This is a genomic window from Vibrio aquaticus (assembly GCF_003970385.1).
GTDB lineage: Bacteria > Pseudomonadota > Gammaproteobacteria > Enterobacterales > Vibrionaceae > Vibrio > Vibrio aquaticus.
In genome coordinates this window covers 869553-887537 of sequence record NZ_RXZH01000001.1, presented here as the reverse complement: position 1 = coordinate 887537, position 17985 = coordinate 869553, and the positions used below count along the sequence as shown (strand labels likewise).

16 protein-coding genes are annotated in these 17985 nt (G+C 46.1%); 2 read left to right on the top strand and 14 right to left on the bottom strand.

The genetic code is table 11. From position 1 onward, the window contains the following. Window positions 1-96: 96 nt before the first annotated feature. Together EJ063_RS03825 and EJ063_RS03820 are read left to right on the top strand one after the other, a co-directional pair. The gene (locus EJ063_RS03825) at window positions 97-996 is read left to right on the top strand and encodes a homocysteine S-methyltransferase family protein (protein WP_126572677.1); all 900 of its coding nucleotides are present in this window, start codon (window positions 97-99) and stop codon (window positions 994-996) included. An 87-nt stretch (window positions 997-1083) separates the two neighbouring features. Further along, window positions 1084-1698, top strand: coding sequence for a 3'-5' exonuclease (locus EJ063_RS03820; protein WP_126572676.1), 615 nt, complete (start codon window positions 1084-1086; stop codon window positions 1696-1698). 21 nt (window positions 1699-1719) lie between these two features. Here EJ063_RS03820 and EJ063_RS03815 read toward each other — a convergent pair whose 3' ends face one another. The 14 genes from EJ063_RS03815 to EJ063_RS03750 form a co-directional block, all read right to left on the bottom strand. Beyond that, window positions 1720-3399, bottom strand: coding sequence for a flagellar assembly protein A (locus EJ063_RS03815; protein ID WP_126572675.1), 1680 nt, complete (start codon window positions 3397-3399; stop codon window positions 1720-1722). A gap of 120 nt (window positions 3400-3519) precedes the next feature. Further along, window positions 3520-5217, bottom strand: coding sequence for a fused response regulator/phosphatase (locus EJ063_RS03810; protein ID WP_126572674.1), 1698 nt, complete (start codon window positions 5215-5217; stop codon window positions 3520-3522). Between the two features lie 16 nt (window positions 5218-5233). Then, complete coding sequence (locus EJ063_RS03805) at window positions 5234-5533, bottom strand: STAS domain-containing protein (RefSeq protein WP_126572673.1); 300 nt, start codon at window positions 5531-5533, stop codon at window positions 5234-5236. Window positions 5534-5565: 32 nt separating this feature from the next. Further along, window positions 5566-6732 (bottom strand): methyl-accepting chemotaxis protein, encoded by a 1167-nt coding sequence (locus tag EJ063_RS03800; protein WP_126572672.1) that lies wholly within the window; start codon window positions 6730-6732, stop codon window positions 5566-5568. Between the two features lie 28 nt (window positions 6733-6760). Then, window positions 6761-7798: a protein-glutamate methylesterase/protein-glutamine glutaminase gene (locus EJ063_RS03795; RefSeq protein WP_126572671.1), complete on the bottom strand. Its 1038-nt coding sequence runs from the start codon at window positions 7796-7798 to the stop codon at window positions 6761-6763. After that, window positions 7798-8442, bottom strand: a complete 645-nt coding sequence (locus tag EJ063_RS03790; protein WP_126572670.1) for a chemotaxis protein CheD — start codon at window positions 8440-8442, stop codon at window positions 7798-7800. The genes EJ063_RS03795 and EJ063_RS03790 overlap by 1 nt, the downstream gene beginning before the upstream one ends. A gap of 9 nt (window positions 8443-8451) precedes the next feature. Next, a complete protein-coding gene (locus EJ063_RS03785; protein ID WP_126572669.1) occupies window positions 8452-9309 on the bottom strand; it encodes a CheR family methyltransferase in 858 nt (285 codons plus the stop codon). Continuing rightward, a complete protein-coding gene (aer2, locus tag EJ063_RS03780; protein ID WP_126572668.1) occupies window positions 9294-11687 on the bottom strand; it encodes an aerotaxis transducer Aer2 in 2394 nt (797 codons plus the stop codon). Before aer2 ends, EJ063_RS03785 begins: the two co-directional genes overlap by 16 nt. Window positions 11688-11756: 69 nt before the next feature. Beyond that, complete coding sequence (locus EJ063_RS03775; protein WP_126572667.1) at window positions 11757-12227, bottom strand: chemotaxis protein CheW; 471 nt, start codon at window positions 12225-12227, stop codon at window positions 11757-11759. Next, the gene (locus EJ063_RS03770) at window positions 12227-12766 is read right to left on the bottom strand and encodes a chemotaxis protein CheW (protein WP_167469875.1); all 540 of its coding nucleotides are present in this window, start codon (window positions 12764-12766) and stop codon (window positions 12227-12229) included. Before EJ063_RS03770 ends, EJ063_RS03775 begins: the two co-directional genes overlap by 1 nt. A gap of 21 nt (window positions 12767-12787) precedes the next feature. After that, window positions 12788-14872 (bottom strand): chemotaxis protein CheA, encoded by a 2085-nt coding sequence (locus EJ063_RS03765; RefSeq protein WP_126572665.1) that lies wholly within the window; start codon window positions 14870-14872, stop codon window positions 12788-12790. Window positions 14873-14917: 45 nt separating this feature from the next. Next, a complete protein-coding gene (locus EJ063_RS03760) occupies window positions 14918-15277 on the bottom strand; it encodes a response regulator (RefSeq protein ID WP_126572664.1) in 360 nt (119 codons plus the stop codon). A 15-nt stretch (window positions 15278-15292) separates the two neighbouring features. Then, entirely contained in the window at window positions 15293-15562 is a 270-nt protein-coding gene (locus EJ063_RS03755) for an STAS domain-containing protein (RefSeq protein ID WP_126572663.1), read from the bottom strand. Window positions 15563-15893: 331 nt separating this feature from the next. Beyond that, on the bottom strand, window positions 15894-17897 hold the full coding sequence (locus EJ063_RS03750; protein WP_126572662.1) for a tRNA(Met) cytidine acetyltransferase TmcA: 2004 nt from the start codon (window positions 17895-17897) through the stop codon (window positions 15894-15896). Window positions 17898-17985 lie beyond the last annotated feature (88 nt).

Sequence of the window (17985 nt, the reverse complement as noted above, 5' to 3'; positions counted from 1 at the left end):
CCGATTCAATCCTAAAAAGAGTCGAGAGAATGTTTGATCAATCGGCTGAAATCGTTAATTATCGGGCTAATGCAGATGTAGTACAGAATCCTGATTATGAAACCAATCACCATACTTGATGGCGGAATGGGTCGAGAGCTCAAACGTATGGGTGCTCCGTTCACTCAGCCGCTATGGAGTGCTCAAGCGCTGATCGAAGCCCCTGAACTGGTCACACTCGCACATCAAAACTTCGTTGATGCTGGCGCTGAAATCATCATCGCCAATAGCTATGCGTGTGTGCCTTTTCATCTGGGTGACGCTCTCTATCAAAGCGATGGCGCCCGACTCGCCAAAGAAGCAGCGATCATCGCCCAAAATGCAGCTCTCGCCGCAAACCACCAGGTCCTTGTTGCCGGCGCGTTACCGCCTGCTTTTGGTAGCTATCGTCCAGACCTATTTAAGCTGACTGAAGGCGAAGCGATCTTTAATGCTCTTTTTGTAGCACAAGACCCGCATGTGGATATTTGGATAGCAGAGACTATCTCTAGCTTAGAAGAACTCGGCACCATTCAAACGGTCCTTGCACAAACCGACAAGCCTTGTCATTACGCCTTTTCTCTTTTAGATGAACCTGATGGAGAGCCTCGTCTGCGCTCTGGTGAACCGATAGTGAAAGCCATTGAGTCTGTGTGTAAATTGGGGGCTGAGGGCATCTTATTTAACTGCTCCATTCCAGAAGTGATGGCTAAAGCTGTGTCTGCGACTAAAACGATTGTCGATATGCGCTCTCCTTCAACCGAGATTGGGGTTTACGCCAACAACTTCGCACCGATTCAAGCGGATCATGAAGCGAACGACACCATGCAAGCGATAAGAGAGCTCACTCCTGAGGATTACCTCCGCTACTGTCAGAGTTGGTCTGAGTTAGGTGCAACGATTTTAGGTGGATGCTGTGGCATTGGACCAGAGCACATTGAAGCATTGGCCAGCTGGAAACGCTCCCAGATTGAATAATCGCTACGCCAATTCATAATCAATGATAGACTTAGCCGCGCTCACAAGAGCGCGGTTATTTTTTGCTTTTTGATTAGGAAATTCTGCATGGCTTTAGCAAACTCTGTCATCGTACTCGACTTCGAAACCACCGGACTGTCACCAAACATGGGCGATCGCGCCATTGAAATCGGTGCCGTTAAGCTTGTAAATGGTGAAGTGGTTGATACGTTCCAGCAGCTGATGAACCCAGGTTTTCGAGTCAGTGGATTTATAGAGAGCTACACAGGGATCACTAATCGCATGTTAGCAACAGCACCGAGCTGCGCAGAAGTGATGGCGGAATTTAATGACTTTATCGGCAACGATAATTTGGTCGCGCACAACGCCTCTTTTGATAAGAAATTTCTCGATGCGGAGTTTGAGCGTATTGAAAAAAGTTACAACGGTGAGTTCGCTTGTTCATTGTTGGTTTCACGCCGTTTAAACCAAGACGCCCCAAGCCACAAATTGGGCGAGCTAGTTCGATTCAAACAGATTGATAACGATGGCGTCTTTCACCGCGCGTTAGCCGATTCTCAAATGACCGCTAAGCTGTGGCTATTGATGCTTGAAGAAATGGCCGAGCAAGGCATCCACCAGCCATCATTTGAGCTAATGCAAAAGATAGGCAAAACCAGTAAAGCAACAGTAGGCAAGTTATTACAGCAGCATTCTATGTAAACTGTTATTGCCCACTGGGACCTACATCTCTTGTTCTAAGTCTTCATCTTCAAACATCGAAGTGCACTTAATTTCGAACTGATTGAAGGTGAAAATACTCGCGCCGTGTACCCGTTTGGTGATGACTTTTTCTTCACCAAACTGCACGGTGACGTGCGTGTAGACCTTATTTTTTACTTCCACTGTATAGGTACTTAAACCCACTTCCAGTTCTTGGTCGTTATGATCACGAGCGTGTTTCACTTTCTCTAAATACGCATTAGCAGCTTGTTTGTCTGCTTCGAGCTTGGTGGCTTGCTCTTCGGTGCGTTCCGCTTTCGGAGTTTTTTTAAATTCAAGCTCTCGGCGCACTATGTCCATGGTTTGTTCTTGCGCTTGCTTATACTGATCTTTTAGCTTTGTTTGACGCTCTTTGTACATTTGAAAGCGAGCAAATGCTTGAATTGAGGTGGCGGTATCCCCTTCAACACCAAGGTTCACACAAGTAATTTTTCCGCCGACTTTGGCGTGGCCGCCGCTAAGCGTGCCTTGTTTTTCGGCAGCGTCAGAGACCACTAAATCATGACCACAACGCAATTCGTTGCTCATGCAGTGTACGCTTAGATGAATGTCATCTGCGGCTTGCAGTTCAGAATACTGTGAATAGTTGGCTTTGATTGAACCGCCCGACTTCACCACACAGCTTTTTTGCTCGCCTTCAGAAACGTTATGCCCAATGATGCCCTTCGCGACATCAATATTGCCTTGAACTTGAACGTCAGCAGATTCGATAAACCCACCGACCGTCAGCGAACCAGTGGCTCTTACGACCATGTCCGATTCAATGTTGCCTAACACGACCACGTTACCTTTGAATTTAACATGGCCGGTAGAAACACCAATGGTGGGTAGACAAAGAGCATCTTCAACGTCCACCCCCCTCTCTTTCAAAATCGGCATTCCGGATGCGTCAGCCAGAAGTAAGTTTGGGTCATCAGGAGACACTTTGGTGCCTTTGCATTCTTTAAATAGAGCATCATCACCCGGTTTAGGTGGGATCACTTTGCCCTGGACCGTCATACCTGCCGTACCTTTTGTCGCCGGAACGCGCTTCATCAGCGGCTCATTTTCGGAAACAGTGATGGTTTCCCCTAGGTTAAGCATATCAACTTTACCATCTTCCTCAGACTCTTTAGGGGCGAGAACTTGCTTGGCCGGATCTTTGACGAGGGGAAGGAATTTGGCGTCTTTACCCTGAACAGGGTTTTTGCCTTTAGCGACAGGTTGAGTAAAGGTTTCGCCCGCTTTTAACTGATGGCTCATCACTAACACTTTTTTCAGCGCCAGTTTGTTGATGCCCTTAGTGACATGCGCTTGCGCTAAGGCTTGAACCAATTGAGGGCCTTTCAAATAAGAACCTTTATACGCCCCAGTGACGACCATACTGGCCAACATGTCATGCTCGGTTAAGACAACTTCGACAGAAGCATCCCGTACTTCCGCGATGACAAGGCCAACATAGGCTTCGCTTTTCATCTCTTTAGCGAAGTTAATAAAGCGAAGCACTTCATCCTCAATCAAGAAGAGTTCGTCCGCTCCGATGGCGCTGAGTGCGTCATCTAGGCCACGTGTATCAAAATTATTATCGACCACGATTTCTGGCGTCAGCTTTGCGATTACCTGACGGTTGTCTTCAGAAAAAGCGACAAATTTGTCCCACATTTGATTCTGCCTTTACTACATCCTAGAGAAAGTCTATTAGATTAATCCCTCCACCTGTATCAGAAGTGTGACAATTTAAGGCGTACATCACTGACTAACGCTTTTACAGTGTAAATAACGTTAGCTGGAACTCGGAAAGTGATGTTCTGCTTTTAAGCAATACACCGCCGTTACACATCGCCCCTGCTTCGAATATTCAAGTGAATCACATAATTCTGAAGCAAGTACAATGCCACGTCCGTGGGTCTGAATCTGCTCCACCTTTCTGGTGTTGTTTAGGTAGTCAAACCCTTCACCATTGTGTTCTAAAACTAGGATAAGTTTGGCCTCTCTCGGGCTATATTCAATGTTGAGGTTGACACAGGCAGTGTCTGGCAGCTCTTTCAGCTTCTCTTCTCGTTGCTGATAAAAAAGAAAGAAACCATCGGGCTCTTCTTTGATGGCCGAATCTAAACGCAGCAAACCGTGTTCAATCGCATTAGCAAAAAGCTCAGAGAGCACAGAGCACACTAAGTCAAGATGCACTCCTCCATGCAAAATACCGGTGAGAAATTTACGCACTTCGGTCATAACGGTAATATCACGAAGCACTTCCCCATTGAGCGTGAGATCGGCTTGCACCGGCATACTATTGAGGAACATTTGATTCGGAGGCGGTTCTTGAGGAAGCCCACTCGATATTGGGAAGCTCATTGACAATATCGATAAGTCATCCCCGACGCTTTTATTGGCAAAACGGCGCACCGACTCATACAAGGTTGGAATAATCGCTCGTTGATTCAAAAAAGCAGCTTCCAAGCGTTCTTGACCAAACTGTTCGCCATGCTCGTTAGCCGCTTCAATCACTCCATCGGTATAACAGATGATTTGCTGATCCGGCTCTAGCTTAAAATGCTGAATATTGGTTTCAAACTCATGAGGTTGTAAGACACCGAGTGGCATGTGATTGGAAGTAAGTCGGCGCACAATGGTGCCATCTTTTTCGATTAAGTAGCCATCAGGTAAGCCACCTCCCCACCAAGAGACTTCAAAGCCATTGGCTCTGACCTCAAATATGCTGGCAGCTAACATCATTCCCATGGGCAAGAACCTGACAAGCACTTCATTAATTTCACGGGTAATTTCACCTAAAGAGAGCCCCTTGGATGCCATTGAAAAAAAGGCACGAGTCGCCGGTATCGCAGAGATGGCGGCGGGCAAACCATGGCCTGTCGCGTCGGCAATCATCACATAGACCCCACCATGGGGGCGGTTCGCCACAACGATCAAATCACCATTGAACACCGTCGATGGTGTAGAGAGGTAGTTGATGCCATAAATGTGCTGCACTTGTGAGCTCATTTCATGGACCAAGTTAGAGAATATGGACTCTGAAATCGCGTAATCGTAGCTCACTTGCTCTCGGAACTGGCTCAATTCATCGCGCTGATTTTTAACCTCATTGTGCATTCTTACAATACGGTAATGGGCTTGAACTTTTGCTATCAAAACACTGCGTTCAACCGGTTTGAGGATAAAATCATCCCCATAAGTTAAACAGCGTTCAAACGAGGCGTGATCGTCGAGCACAGTGAGAAAGATAATGGGGATATGAGCATGAGGGAAAGCCGTGCGAATATCTTGTGCGGTCTCAATACCATCCTTTACCGGCATCATAACATCGAGCAAAATGACATCCGGCAAGTGCTCCATTTTTGTCAGCGCATCTACGACACCTTCGCCGTTGTTAAACGTTGTAATGGTTTCCACAATATGACTTAACATGAACCGACACAGCTCTCGGTTGGTTTCATGGTCATCAACAATCATGACATGCATAACCGCTCCTTAGCTGCTATTCGATAGCAAACTTTTTATCAAAGCGCGAAATAGTTAAGATCTTTCTCACCTGAGGCAAAGTGTTGGTGATTCGGATCATGCCGTCTTCTTGCCCAAGGTAATTATGCATATTCAGCAACATGCCAAGCCCTGCACTATCAATGTAATCGACCTTGCGTAAATCGATGGTAAAGCGGAATTCTTGTCTGTCGTTGTAACAGCGACGAAATTCTTGCACAAGGTTAAAACCAAATGCGCCCTCTATCAAAATCGTGATGTGTTTTGCTGCTGAATCCAGTTGTGCTTCTACTGTCATGAGCTCTCTCCCCTTCAGTCTTAATCGGTATGCTAGAACAGCTCTACCTCTCCCTCATCAATACTCTCTTGCGATGCGGCTGGTGCGTCACGGTTATCGATCTGTTGTTGTAGCTCTAGAATGTCTTCAGCAAATGCGTCGGCGGTAATCTCTCCTTGAGACCACAGCAGACACAGTTGAGAAAACTGGTTAAGGTAACCAACCGTTTTCTGAGCATATTCCCCCTGCTGAACAATAATGTCGGCAAACTGAAGTGCTCTAATTCCGTTATCGACTTGCGAGTGGATAGCATCCCCACTTGAGCGGATCTTATTCACTTCTTGTTCAACGGTGATGTTGACTTGCTGTACGCCACGTAGCATCTCATCCACTTTATCTTTGGATTCAATTGCTTCCGTCATATCAATCGATGCCATCTCACCCACGGTTTTATTGGCTTCTCGAACGGTTTTTTGCGCGACGCTGATTTCGGTTTCAATTTGATCATTGAGTTGTTTCGCTTTTACAGATAAATCTCGCACTTCTTGAGCCACAACAGCGAAGCCTCGCCCCGCTTCTCCCGCCCTTGCCGCTTCAATGGCCGCGTTAAGTGCCAGCAAATTCGTTTGTTCAGACAAGCCACGTACCTGCGCCAGTAACTTGAACACCGCATCTAACTTATCCGACATATCATGAATACTGTGTACCGCAGAGATACTCTTTTCTGAAATATTGACGAGGGTGTCGACGAACTGGCGAATAATCGCTTCCGTTTTAGGTAACACTTGGCTGATGTCGTGGTCGCTATTTTTGTTCCCGAGCAGTTCATTCACCAAATCAGACGTGACGCTGTTTTGTTCTTCTGCCAACTTTTGCAAGGTAAAGTAGCTCTCGTTTAAAGTTTCAACAGATTCATCGACCACACTGCGTTGATGATCCAGTGGTTCAGTAAGCTGGCTTGAGATAGTAGAAAGTACGGGTGAAAGAGAGACTGGCGGAGTCACTGACTTCGGTGTAGACCCCGTTTGTCGTTGCTCGTTAACAAGCCCGTCTTGAGGATCTCGTTTTGCAATCACCAGCCATGGAACCGCGGCAGCGAAGATCATCAAAGCAACATGAAGCAATGAGGAAGACATGCTCATTGCGGCGGTAAGTAAAACAATTTGTAAGCCTATTGCGATGAAGTATTTTGTTTTCGTTGGTAACGTTCTTGTTTTCATCGTTCTCTCCCTGACGTGATAAACCTGACTATGAATCAGGAGATAAGTAGTGGCAGATCTGCCCAGCAACCTGCTGTAAATCGACAATCGACAGCGCTGCGCCAAGCTCCGTGGCCACTCTCGGCATTCCCCACACCACGGATGATGCTTCATCTTGTGCGATGGTTTTTGCCCCTTGCTGTTTCATGCGCAACATACCTTGCGCGCCGTCTTGCCCCATCCCGGTTAAGATGACGCCAATGGCGTTTTTCCCCACGGTTTCAGCGACCGCATCAAACATCACATCCACGGACGGTTTGTGTCGATTCACCGCTGGGCGATCGTCTAATTGGCAATACAGGTGCTGGCCTCGTCGAACCACAACAAGGTGTTTATCCCCCGGAGCTAGATAGGCACAACCATTCACTAACGGGGCTCGATCGCTGCTTAGCTCTTTCACTTGAATGTCACTATTGCCATTCAAACGCTCGGCAAATGAGCGAGAGAACATGGCACTGATATGCTGAGTAATCACGATCGGAGGCATGTTGGCGGGCAAAGCAGAAAGAACCGTGTTAACCGCTTCTGTTCCCCCAGTCGAGGCCCCGATCGCAATAAGTTCTATGTGGGTGTGCGTTTTAACGGCAAGCTGTTTAGGCGCAGGGGCTGCGGTGTTAGCGCCAACATTCGCCCCTGCCGCCATTTTGATTTTTTCAATGATCTGCTTTTTATCACTCGCCACTTCGCCGGTGCTATCCACGGAAGGTTTAGGGAAATAATCAACAGCACCATACTCTAAGGCCGCTAAGGTGGCTTCTGCGCCATGCTGAGTCAGCGTTGAGATCATCACCACAGGCATCGGACGCAGGCGCATCAAGTTTTTTAAGAACTGAACCCCATTCATTTTGGGCATTTCAATGTCGAGTGTAAGCACATCGGGGTTGTGTATTTTGATCAACTCGCGGGCATGAAAGGGATCTTCAGCAGCGGCGATCACTTCAAGATCAGGATCGGAATTGATCATTTCCGTGAGCAGGGCTCGATAAACGGGTGAGTCATCTACGACCAGAACTTTTATTTTTTTCATCAGAACAACTCCACGTCATCATCATGAGGTTGATGACTTTCTCTATCCAACTGGTGGGCGTATTTTTCTTCTTGTGCTTGTAGTTTATGTACTTCAGCAAAGGGGATTCTTTTTAGCCACGCTTTGCCACTGTAGGGGTCGAACATCACTTTTCTCGGCTCTAGCCCTCCTAAGTCTTGAGCAACGACGTCTAGCCCTTCTTGCCTAATAAAATTGAGGATGAATGCGACATTCTTCTCTCCAATCAAAGAGTGATGCCCCATCATTTGAGCCCCCCCAAACAGCTTTACTTTCAGCTGAGTTCTTTTTGCTCCTCTGGCAATCAGAGAATTCAGTAGCATCTCCATAGCGTAGCTACCGTAACGTGAGGCAGTAGACACGACCTCTTCCGGTTTCCAAGATTTCAGCTGGCTGCTGCTATCAAAAGGCAACAAAAAATGGTTCATTCCACCAATATGGCTTTGTTCATCCCACACACAGGCGGCCACGCATGACCCTAACCCTGTGGCAATCAGTTCGTCTGGCTTGCATGAGCAATACAAACCGCCCGGTAAAACTTTTACGATGTGCTTCTCTTTAGTAGGGTGGTAAAAACGATTAAAGTGCTGATTTTCATAATGCCCCCTATCCATGGTTCCAATCATGCCTGTTCCCTACTTTTTGATATAGATAGTGTGACCAAGGTGATGAAACAGGCCTAAACTAGGCGGTACGCTCTCGGAGTGACCAATAAACAATGCGCCACCAGGTTTGAGCTGTTCATAAAACCGTTTGATCAGCCTCTCTTGCGTATTCTTATCGAAATAGATCATCACATTGCGGCACGAAATCAGATCAAACTGTCGTTCAAAATCCCATTTTTCCAACAAGTTAAGCTGTCGAAAATCGATCAAACGCTGTAAACCCGCTTTGCACTTTATGTAACCCTGCTGGTTGCCTGTCCCTCTGACAAAACAAGGCTTGAGATACTTAGCCGGAATCGTATTTAAAGCGTCTTCCGAGTAAACCCCTCTTTTTGCAGATGCCAACACTTTTGTGTCAAGATCCGTTGCTGTGATACTGACGTTCTCAAATCGATCGAACGACTTTGCCCAATAAAGCGATGAAACCAAACTGTAAGGCTCTTCCCCTGTCGAGCACCCTGCCGACCATATCTGAGGATGGCTAACTTGACTCGCTTGCCAGTCAGGAATGAGCACTTTTTCGAGGTATTCAAAATGGTGGTACTCACGAAAAAACTGCGTCTTGTTGGTTGTTAAGCAGTTGATAAAGTTCGCTTGTTCTTCACTGTCTTGTTCAATGAGCTGTCGATACTGACGAAAGCGTCTAAGCCCCAACCGCCTTAACTGACGGCTGATGCGTCCATACACCATGGTTCTTTTTCTGTCTGAAAAGAAGATGCCGACATTTTTGTGCATGAACCACTGAATAAACTTAAAGTCTTTTTCTGTCAGTTCAAACTCGTCGTTGTGCGGCACCGCCGATTCAGCCTTGGCTAGAACTCTTCCCATTCGTCTCCATCCTCTTCAAGCTTAAAGCTCGCATTGGCAACTTTAGGGGAGCGAATCTCCCTGACATTGGTCTGAGGTTTTGAGTCTAAAGATTTGGATTCAAAGGTCGCTACGTTGCTGTCAGTGACAAAGAAATTCATTAGATGCAGCAACTGCTTACCTTCATCTTTGAGCGACTGACTTGCCGCCGACGTTTCTTCAACCAGTGAGGCGTTCTGCTGCGTCATTTCATCCATCGTGGCAATGGCGCGATTGATTTCATCGATACCTGTAGACTGCTCTAGGCTCGAAGAGGCAATCTGTGCGATTAGCTCAGTTACCTTAGCCACCGCATCTACAATCTCGTTAAGCGTTTCCCCAGATTCATCAACTAAGCGCGAGCCTTCATCGACTTTTTCAACGCTGTCTTTAATCAGGCCTTTAATCTCTTTCGCTGCAGCGGCACTGCGCTGTGCTAAGTTACGCACTTCACCGGCGACCACCGCAAAGCCTCGACCTTGCTCTCCGGCTCTTGCCGCTTCGACAGCAGCGTTAAGGGCCAGTAAGTTTGTCTGGAATGCAATCTCATCAATAACGCCGATGATGTCAGCAATCTTCTTACTCGCATTATTGATTTCAGACATCGCCTCCACCGCTTGACCAACCACTTCACCGCCTTTGCTGGCTTTTTTGGTCGCATCGTCAGACAGCTCATTTGCCCCTTTAGCGTTGTCGGCGTTTTGTCTTACCGTCGCCGTCATTTGCTCCATGCTGGCTGCCGTTTCTTCAAGATTCGAGGCTTGAGCTTCAACACGCTGGCTTAAGTCATTATTGCCTTCTGCAATCTCTGTCGATGCCGTCGCAACACGCGCTGACGATTGAGTGATCTTATCAACCATATTACGCAGGTTTAGAATCGAGGTATTTACTGCACCAGATAGACGGGCAAATTCACCCGTGTTGTCTTCAGGCATATTAGTATTAAGATTACCTTCTGCCACCTGACTCATGACATCGATACATTGCCCAATTGGCGTCACCATGGTGTCGAGTAAGTTGTTGATTCCATCCCCGAGCTCTTTCATGAAACCGTTATAAACACTGGTATCGATGCGTTCGTTAAGATCGCCAGCAATCGCTTTTTGGATCAGTGACTCAACTTGACGCTGACCATCTTGCTGTTCAGTAATGTCGACCCACTGCAGAGCAGGCCCAATGTAGTTACCTTGTCCATCACGCATAGCAATACAGGTTAAGTTGAACTCTAAGCCGCCCACCGCAATATTGTTCGAGAAAGGTAAGCGGTCTGGATTGGCAATAATGTTGCGCTGGTGGCTTGGGTTCTTATGGAAAACGTCAATGTTCTTGCCGACTAGGTTGTCAGCATCAAAGCCCGGTAAGGCTTGCTGAAGATCGCTTTCTCGGCTCTTGAGGAGTGTGCTGAGTGCAGGGTTTAGATAAGTGATGATGCCCTCTTTATTTGCCATCATCAGGTTGGTTGTCATCCCTGATACTGCCGAAGCCAATCGGCCAATCTCTTCTTCTTTGGCGCGTTCTTCGGTCACATCTCTCCACTCTAATGTGTTACCGATATAGTTACCTTTCGCATCGTTGATAGCCGCTACATTCAGTTCGATCTTCAAATCTTGGATTTTGATATCCGTGCTGTATGGCAAATTAGTTGGATCGCCTAGCATTTGTCTTTGATGTGCCGGGTTACGGTGAAACTCATCAATACAACGGCCCATCAACCACTCTGAACTTGCGGTAAATCCGCTCCACACTGTGCGCAGCGTCGCTTCATGTTTACTGAAAAGATTGAGTGTCTCTTGGTTGATGTAAGTAATCTCAAAGTCTCGGTCAATCATCACCATGGCAGTTTGTGCCTGATCGACCGCCGCTTGTAGACGGGTGATCTCATCATTTTGTTTCAGAGCTTCAGTAACATTCGACCACTCTAACGTGTTGCCAGTGTAATTGCCCTGAGCATCAATAATGGCACCGACATTAAGCTCTATCTTAAGATCTTTCACCGTAATGGTTGTGGTGTAAGGTAAGTTAGATGGGTTAGAAAGCATCTGCCTTTGGTGAGCAGGGTTGGCATGAAACAGGTCAATACAGTAGCCCAAAAGAAACTCTTCTGTGGCTCTGAAATTAGGCCAGATGGATTGAAAGGTGTCCTCATGTTCTTTCAACAAATCGACTGACTTCTGATTCAAATAGGTAATATTGAAATCTCGGTCGATCATCATCAACGCAGTTTGAGCAGCGTTCAGGGCAGAGAAAAGCTGCTCTTTACTGATTCCATGCTCTTCCGCTTCAACCTCTTCAGTCAGCGTGTCTTGAGTGGGTGCGACAAACTGAGTTTGTGGTTCAGGTTTTCTATTCCAAAATGCCATGAGTTACCTCTCACTGGTTACTTATTCTGACGTTCTTGCTCAATGTAAACATTGCACAGTCGTGTTGACTTAAGCCCAACTCTCTTCCACTTGGTTGGGTACGGAAAGCTCTGAAATATCAAACAGAGCTTCTAGATCAATAAGAATCAAATGCCCGTTGGTGACGGAAGCAATGCCTCGTACATAATCTTGCTTCACTTCATTCGATACCGTTGGCGGCGCCTTTATTTGTTCTTCACTAAGTGGGTAAACTTCAGAGACACCATCAACGATGATTCCAAGCGGGTTGCTTTGCCCATCGTTCAAGACAATCACCACCGTTGTAGCGCCAATATCAGCGGGTGATAGCCCAAAGCGCATACGTAAATCGACAATGGGAATGTATTCACCCCGAATCTCTAGCACGCCTTTCATGTAGTCAGGGGAGTTAGGTATCTCTCTTACTGCGCTCCACCCCCGAACCTCTCGGACATCTAAAATAGGCACACCGTATTCTTCATTTTCTAGAACGAAACTTAAGAACTCTTGCGTTATGATCATCAGTTCGCCCTCAGTATGCGTTCGATGTTGAGCAGTTCATCGGTATCAAGCAATGACATCACTTGGTCACCGACATTGATTAACCCGTGAATATAGGGCGTCACTAATGACTCACCGACCGATTGGTAGATCTCATTATTACCTTGAGCAACAACATCACTGACAGCATCCACCACTAGGCCCATCAAATGTTCTTGGTCGTCTTCTACAGAGCGCAACACAATCACCACCGTTGTCGCCAAGTATTCGCACTGGCCAACCAGAAAACGGGCTCTTAAATCGACGACCGGAACAATCATGCCACGTAGGTTAATCACGCCGCACACAAAGTCAGGCGAGCGGGGAATCGGGGTTGGTCGTTCCCAGACGCGAATTTCTTCAACATCTTTGATTTGAACCCCATAAAGTTCATTCGCTAATTTGAAGCTGAGGAAGTCGGCCCCTTCACTGGCTTCATCATTCATTTTGTCTAACAGCGCTTCAGCCTGCTCTGCAATCACTTGTTGATTTGAGTTACCAACGCTTTGCTCTTGATTCATTCCATCCATATTGTTTTATCCTTAAGCCGCCATGCCTTTATTCGCCGTCTCAGAGGTACGGTTTAGGAAGTTGGTAATTAAGCCCTGCACATCAAGAATCAGAGAGACTGAGCCATCACCTAATATGGTGGCACCCGAGATACCTGCAACTTTACTGTAATTGGACTCTAGGCTTTTAATCACCACTTGCTGTTGATCCAATAATTCATCAAGCAGTAAGCCAACGCGATTACCTGCGGCCTCAACAAAGCACAAGATTCGCTGATCCAATGTGCCGCTGCTGCCCATTTCGAGCTCTTCTTGAAGACGTAAAATTGGGATGTTTTCTTCTCTCAATCGGTAGAGTTCAATACCGCCGGAAGCAAGTTTGATGCAGCTAGGGTCGATTTGAATCGATTCAACAATGGTGAGCAGTGGAATGACATACACTTCCCCTGCTACTTTGACTAGCTGGCCATCTAATATCGCCAGTGTTAATGGAAGACTGATGGTGAAACGGCTACCTTTACCAAGTTCGGATTCCACTTCAATGTGGCCACCAAGCTCTTCAATGTTGCGGCGCACCACATCCATGCCTACGCCTCTTCCTGAAATATCAGACACTTCTTCTGCGGTTGAAAAGCCAGGAGCAAAGATAAGATTCATAATCTGTTTATCGGAATACTCTTCGCGGCGAGAGTCTGGCTCTAGCACCCCTTTTTCGGTTGCCTTTTGCCACAACTTATCGCAGTTAAGTCCGGCGCCGTCGTCACGGATTTCAATGACAATCGAACCTCCTTGATGATAAGCGTTCAACTCGATCACACCTTGTTCAGGTTTGCCACTTTCAAGTCGTTGAGCCGGTTGTTCGATGCCGTGGTCAATGCCATTTCGAACCAAGTGCACCAGAGGATCGACAATCCTCTCTAGTACGGTTTTATCTAGCTCGGTTTGTTCACCTTTGATTTGTAGATCGACCTGTTTTTCTAATCGGCTAGAGAGATCACGCACCAATCGAGGGAAGCGACTAAAGGCAAAACTCATCGGCAACATTCGAATATTGAGAACGTTCTCTTGTAAGTCTTTGCTGTTTTGAAGTAATTGGTCGAGCCCAGATTTAAGCTTTTCTAACTTATCAATGGAGAAGTCATTGCCAATTTCCGTCAGCATCGATTGGGTAATAACAAGTTCACCCACGAGGTTGATTAAGCTGTCTACTTTATCAATGTCGACTCGTATAGAACTGACGCTAGAATCGTTCTTGCTCGCTTTTGCTGGCTTCGCCGTCGATTGGTTAGACAGGTCGGATTTGGTAGCTTGTGACACTACCCTGTTTGTTTCAGGTTCAGATTCAGATTCAGATTCTTGAGATTGTTGTACGGGCTTAGCCTCAACGTTAAGGGCCTGACTTTTCTCAATGGTTAAGTCACACTCATCTTCAACCCACTCAAAAATCTCTTCGATTAAGCTGCGTTCCACTGAGTCGCTGATGGTCGCATTCCATGACAAATAACACAGCTCAGATTCAATCTGGTCAATGTCTGGTAGGTTTGATGCATCAACGGAAATCTCACAAGAAGGATCGAGGTCTTTGAGTTCTCGCAAAATTCTTAATGGGTCATTACCACTGAAGAACATCTCTTTATGGGGGATAAAGCGAATCGCCCAATCACCTTCGAGATCGGTGGTGTCAGAATCAGGTTCGCTGCTAGTGGTAGATTGATTGTCTGATTGATTCGAATCGTCGAGCAAAACAGCCAGTCTTTCACTGACTTCTTTTTTGAGCGCATCGTTCACTTCACTGCCCAGTTCATGCCCTTCTAGCATGCTGTGTATGCAGTCTCCACTTTTCAACAGCAAATCAATGGAATCAGGAGTCAACGTTCGCTCGTTGTTTCTCACTAAATCAAGATAGGCCTCAACGTTGTGAGTAAACTCACTGATGTCCATCAGATTAAATGTCCCAGCGCCCCCTTTTATCGAGTGAGCCGCTCGGAATATGGTATTTATTGACTCCTCTTCGATATTGGTGACATCAAGATTGAGTAACACCTCTTCGAGAACTTCAAGATTTTCACGACATTCCTCGTAAAACATCTTGCGCAGCTGTTCCATGTCTAAAGCCATACATTGCCCTCACCTTAAGACGTTGTCGTGTGAGTTTGAATCCGTTTAAATAACGCGTTTTAGTGTTTTTAGTAGCGTATCTGGATTAAACGGTTTCACTAACCAACCGGTCGCACCTGCAGATTTTCCCTGCTGTTTTTTGTCGGTGCTTGTTTCCGTGGTTAGCATAAGAATGGGAATAAATTTGTATTGCGGCTTTTCTCGCAATGCTTTGACCAATTCGAAGCCACCCATGTTCGGCATGTTGACATCAGAGATCACCACATCGAACTTGCCACTAGTGACCTTGCTTAACGCATCTCTGCCATCATTGGCGGTTTCTACATCGTAACCAGCGTCTTTCAACGTGTGGCTCACCATCTGGCGAATTGAAACGGAATCATCTACAGCCAAAATTCTTGTCATCAGTCTCTCTCCAACTTAACTATTGAGATCAAACGTTTCAGCCAGTCCTAAAATGGTCGCACCATCAATCACCGGCTGAGTCGGGTTCATCAGTTGAATGTTTATCTGGTTGTTTTTGGCAGAAAGAAACAAAGCGGCTAAAGCTTGCAAACCAGCGGCATCTACACGATGAACATGAGAGCCATCTATATGAAGGGATGTTTGTTGAACCAACCAATTTCTATATTCGATTGTTGTGTCGAGTACCGTTGAAATATCCAGTGACTCAGGCAGTAAACAGTCCATGTTCTAACCTTTTTGTTTTAATTATTCCTAGCCAATATTAAGCAAGTTGCTTAAAAATGAGTGTAGAAAGGAATGACTATTAAGCAAGTTCGAAATATACAGATTTAGTATGAATGGAAGATTTTTGAATTTAGTTTCAAGGATATTCGTTTTATTTTTTAGGCACTTAGAAAACCAAGCATTTAACGAAAAAACTTTATTTTATGTATGGGTATTTAAAGAAGGGTGAATACAATAGAAAAAGAAAATTGATTTACAGTGTAAAACTCATTTCGTTTTACACTGTAAATCTACAATAGGAATCTAAGCGGTTGTGATTTTACAGTGTAAATCAGCTATCCAGTTGTGACAGTAACAAGTCAAGCTGACCTCTAAACGCATGCTCAACTTGTTTACGACCAGGATAATCGAGTATCTCGGCACACTCACTCCAAGACCTCCTTTGTACGACTTTGCGAACAAAAAGATCACTCGCCAGCGCCAATAGTTTCGGAGAGCGTTTCCACCACAGGTCGAGGAAGGGAGCGACACTATCGTAGCTCGCCCCACCCTTTGCATAAGCCTGAATAAGTTCGATGAAGCTAGGTTTATCAACGGAAGCATCATTTTCTTCAAACAAACTACGGACAAGCTCAATCTCAAGTTGCGAGAACGATTGAGCCACGCTGTAGTGCAATGAAAGTTGGTAACACACATGAGCTTGCGCTAACCAATCTTGTTCCGTTTTTACCATTACCAACGAATGAGTTCCACTCGCTTGGTCACGTTGGCTACCGAGCTTAACCGGAACAAATCCACAGTAACGCCAAAATGCCAACAACTCTGATGTAGCCCCAAAGCTGGTGGAGTAAAAGTCATGGTCTGTTTGCTGCTGCAACTGTGCCAGCATGTTCTGACCAACTCCCTGACCTTGCAAATGTGGATGAACGGCAATACGCATGATACGTAAACTCGATTGCTCGGCAGCAGCGTGAATGCCCAATTGATTCGCTAACATAACCGGAACCAAATGCCCACGCGGTCGACGCTTGCCTAACTGAATATCTTCAATGAGCTCGGCTGACAGATGTCCTTCATCAACTGTCAAAATACAACCTAAACAAACTTCATCTTCAAACCAAGCAAAGAGACGAATCTGAGGGTCATTAAGCAGTAACATCAAATCATTCGGTGACGTCTGATAATGCGCGTTGACCAACAAAGCGAAACACTCACGCAGCAAGTTGGAATTCGCCAGCAACATTGCTTTGTCGATACTCTCCAATCGACATGACCTTGGTTTGTCACTTAGCGGCGACAATTCAGCATTGAGAAGAAAGCTATCAAACAGCCAGCGTTCTAGCGGATCGCTTTTAGCCCAGCGAATAGGTTGGTCAAGATGATAGAAAACAGAACCTGGTCTTTGCTGTTTTAACCACGTTTGGAATTTAAGAGTAAAGCCACGGCCACAGCCTTCATAACCATGAATCGTGGTTGAGAAGACAGCTCGATGATGGCGTTCAACCATTCGCTTAAGCAAAGGAATCGGAATCGCAGAGGCTTCATCAACCAACAATAGGTCACTGCTACTATCACTTCTTAGTAACTCATCTGGGGCAATAAACTCTAAGGTACTTCCCCGCCACTCAACTGTGTTTTTCGTCTGAGTGGCACCTGGCAGCAATCGGGATGCGTGTTCAAACACAGGTTGAACCGTTGCCAAAGTTGGTGCTGTGAGCAAAATTTTCATCGAGCGTTGCTGCATTAAGTGAGCGGCTGCCATGCCAAGTGCACTACTCTTTCCTCGGCCTCTGTCTGCGGTCATAACAAGAGGACGCTTTCGATGTCCTTCTACAACCTTTACGATTTTCTCAATCGCAGCTTGTTGCTGAATATACCCTTCTTCGGTTTGATACTCTGACAAGGGTAGTGCCGGAAGAGCTTGTCCTTGTTTGACTACCAATAACTGAGCCAAACAATTATCCAACCATTGCTTGTCAAGCGTATCTGACGCGCATTGAGCGGCAGCCAAAACGACCACTAGGCCACCGCCTTTTACGCAGCCCAAAGCGGCACTGAAACTGTTGATGTCAAAACCAGAGCGGAAATCACAAACAAGCAGTTTGCACTCCTGCCCGAGAAGCTGCTGACCTTTATTGAATTTAACTTGCTTTGAAGCTGGTAGCGTTAGCTCATCACCCAAAAGGTAGATACGGTTTTCATCTACGAGCTGACAGATTTGTTGAACGGTATGAAGTTGCCAATCCCCCTCCCCTGCCAATACCACGCCAAAACGATGATTCGCTTGCTGAGCAGCTTGTAGGAGTTGAGTAAAGTATTGAGAGATGACAGCCATAATTGAGGGTCGCCTGAAGTGGTTGCAAGTCCAATATTATGACATAAAAAAAGCCGCAATTAAGCGGCTTCGTATCGTGTGATTTAGA

Excerpts from the sequence above, each read along its gene's own strand:
- EJ063_RS03825 (WP_126572677.1), top strand. The coding sequence starts at position 97 with ATGAAACCAATCACCATACTTGATGGCGGAATGGGTCGAGAGCTCAAA.
- EJ063_RS03820 (WP_126572676.1), top strand. The coding sequence starts at position 1,084 with ATGGCTTTAGCAAACTCTGTCATCGTACTCGACTTCGAAACCACCGGA.
- EJ063_RS03815 (WP_126572675.1), bottom strand. The coding sequence starts at position 3,399 with ATGTGGGACAAATTTGTCGCTTTTTCTGAAGACAACCGTCAGGTAATC.
- EJ063_RS03810 (WP_126572674.1), bottom strand. The coding sequence starts at position 5,217 with ATGCATGTCATGATTGTTGATGACCATGAAACCAACCGAGAGCTGTGT.
- EJ063_RS03805 (WP_126572673.1), bottom strand. The coding sequence starts at position 5,533 with ATGACAGTAGAAGCACAACTGGATTCAGCAGCAAAACACATCACGATT.
- EJ063_RS03800 (WP_126572672.1), bottom strand. The coding sequence starts at position 6,732 with ATGAAAACAAGAACGTTACCAACGAAAACAAAATACTTCATCGCAATA.
- EJ063_RS03795 (WP_126572671.1), bottom strand. The coding sequence starts at position 7,798 with ATGAAAAAAATAAAAGTTCTGGTCGTAGATGACTCACCCGTTTATCGA.
- EJ063_RS03790 (WP_126572670.1), bottom strand. The coding sequence starts at position 8,442 with ATGATTGGAACCATGGATAGGGGGCATTATGAAAATCAGCACTTTAAT.
- EJ063_RS03785 (WP_126572669.1), bottom strand. The coding sequence starts at position 9,309 with ATGGGAAGAGTTCTAGCCAAGGCTGAATCGGCGGTGCCGCACAACGAC.
- aer2 (WP_126572668.1), bottom strand. The coding sequence starts at position 11,687 with ATGGCATTTTGGAATAGAAAACCTGAACCACAAACTCAGTTTGTCGCA.
- EJ063_RS03775 (WP_126572667.1), bottom strand. The coding sequence starts at position 12,227 with ATGATCATAACGCAAGAGTTCTTAAGTTTCGTTCTAGAAAATGAAGAA.
- EJ063_RS03770 (WP_167469875.1), bottom strand. The coding sequence starts at position 12,766 with ATGAATCAAGAGCAAAGCGTTGGTAACTCAAATCAACAAGTGATTGCA.
- EJ063_RS03765 (WP_126572665.1), bottom strand. The coding sequence starts at position 14,872 with ATGGCTTTAGACATGGAACAGCTGCGCAAGATGTTTTACGAGGAATGT.
- EJ063_RS03760 (WP_126572664.1), bottom strand. The coding sequence starts at position 15,277 with ATGACAAGAATTTTGGCTGTAGATGATTCCGTTTCAATTCGCCAGATG.
- EJ063_RS03755 (WP_126572663.1), bottom strand. The coding sequence starts at position 15,562 with ATGGACTGTTTACTGCCTGAGTCACTGGATATTTCAACGGTACTCGAC.
- EJ063_RS03750 (WP_126572662.1), bottom strand. The coding sequence starts at position 17,897 with ATGGCTGTCATCTCTCAATACTTTACTCAACTCCTACAAGCTGCTCAG.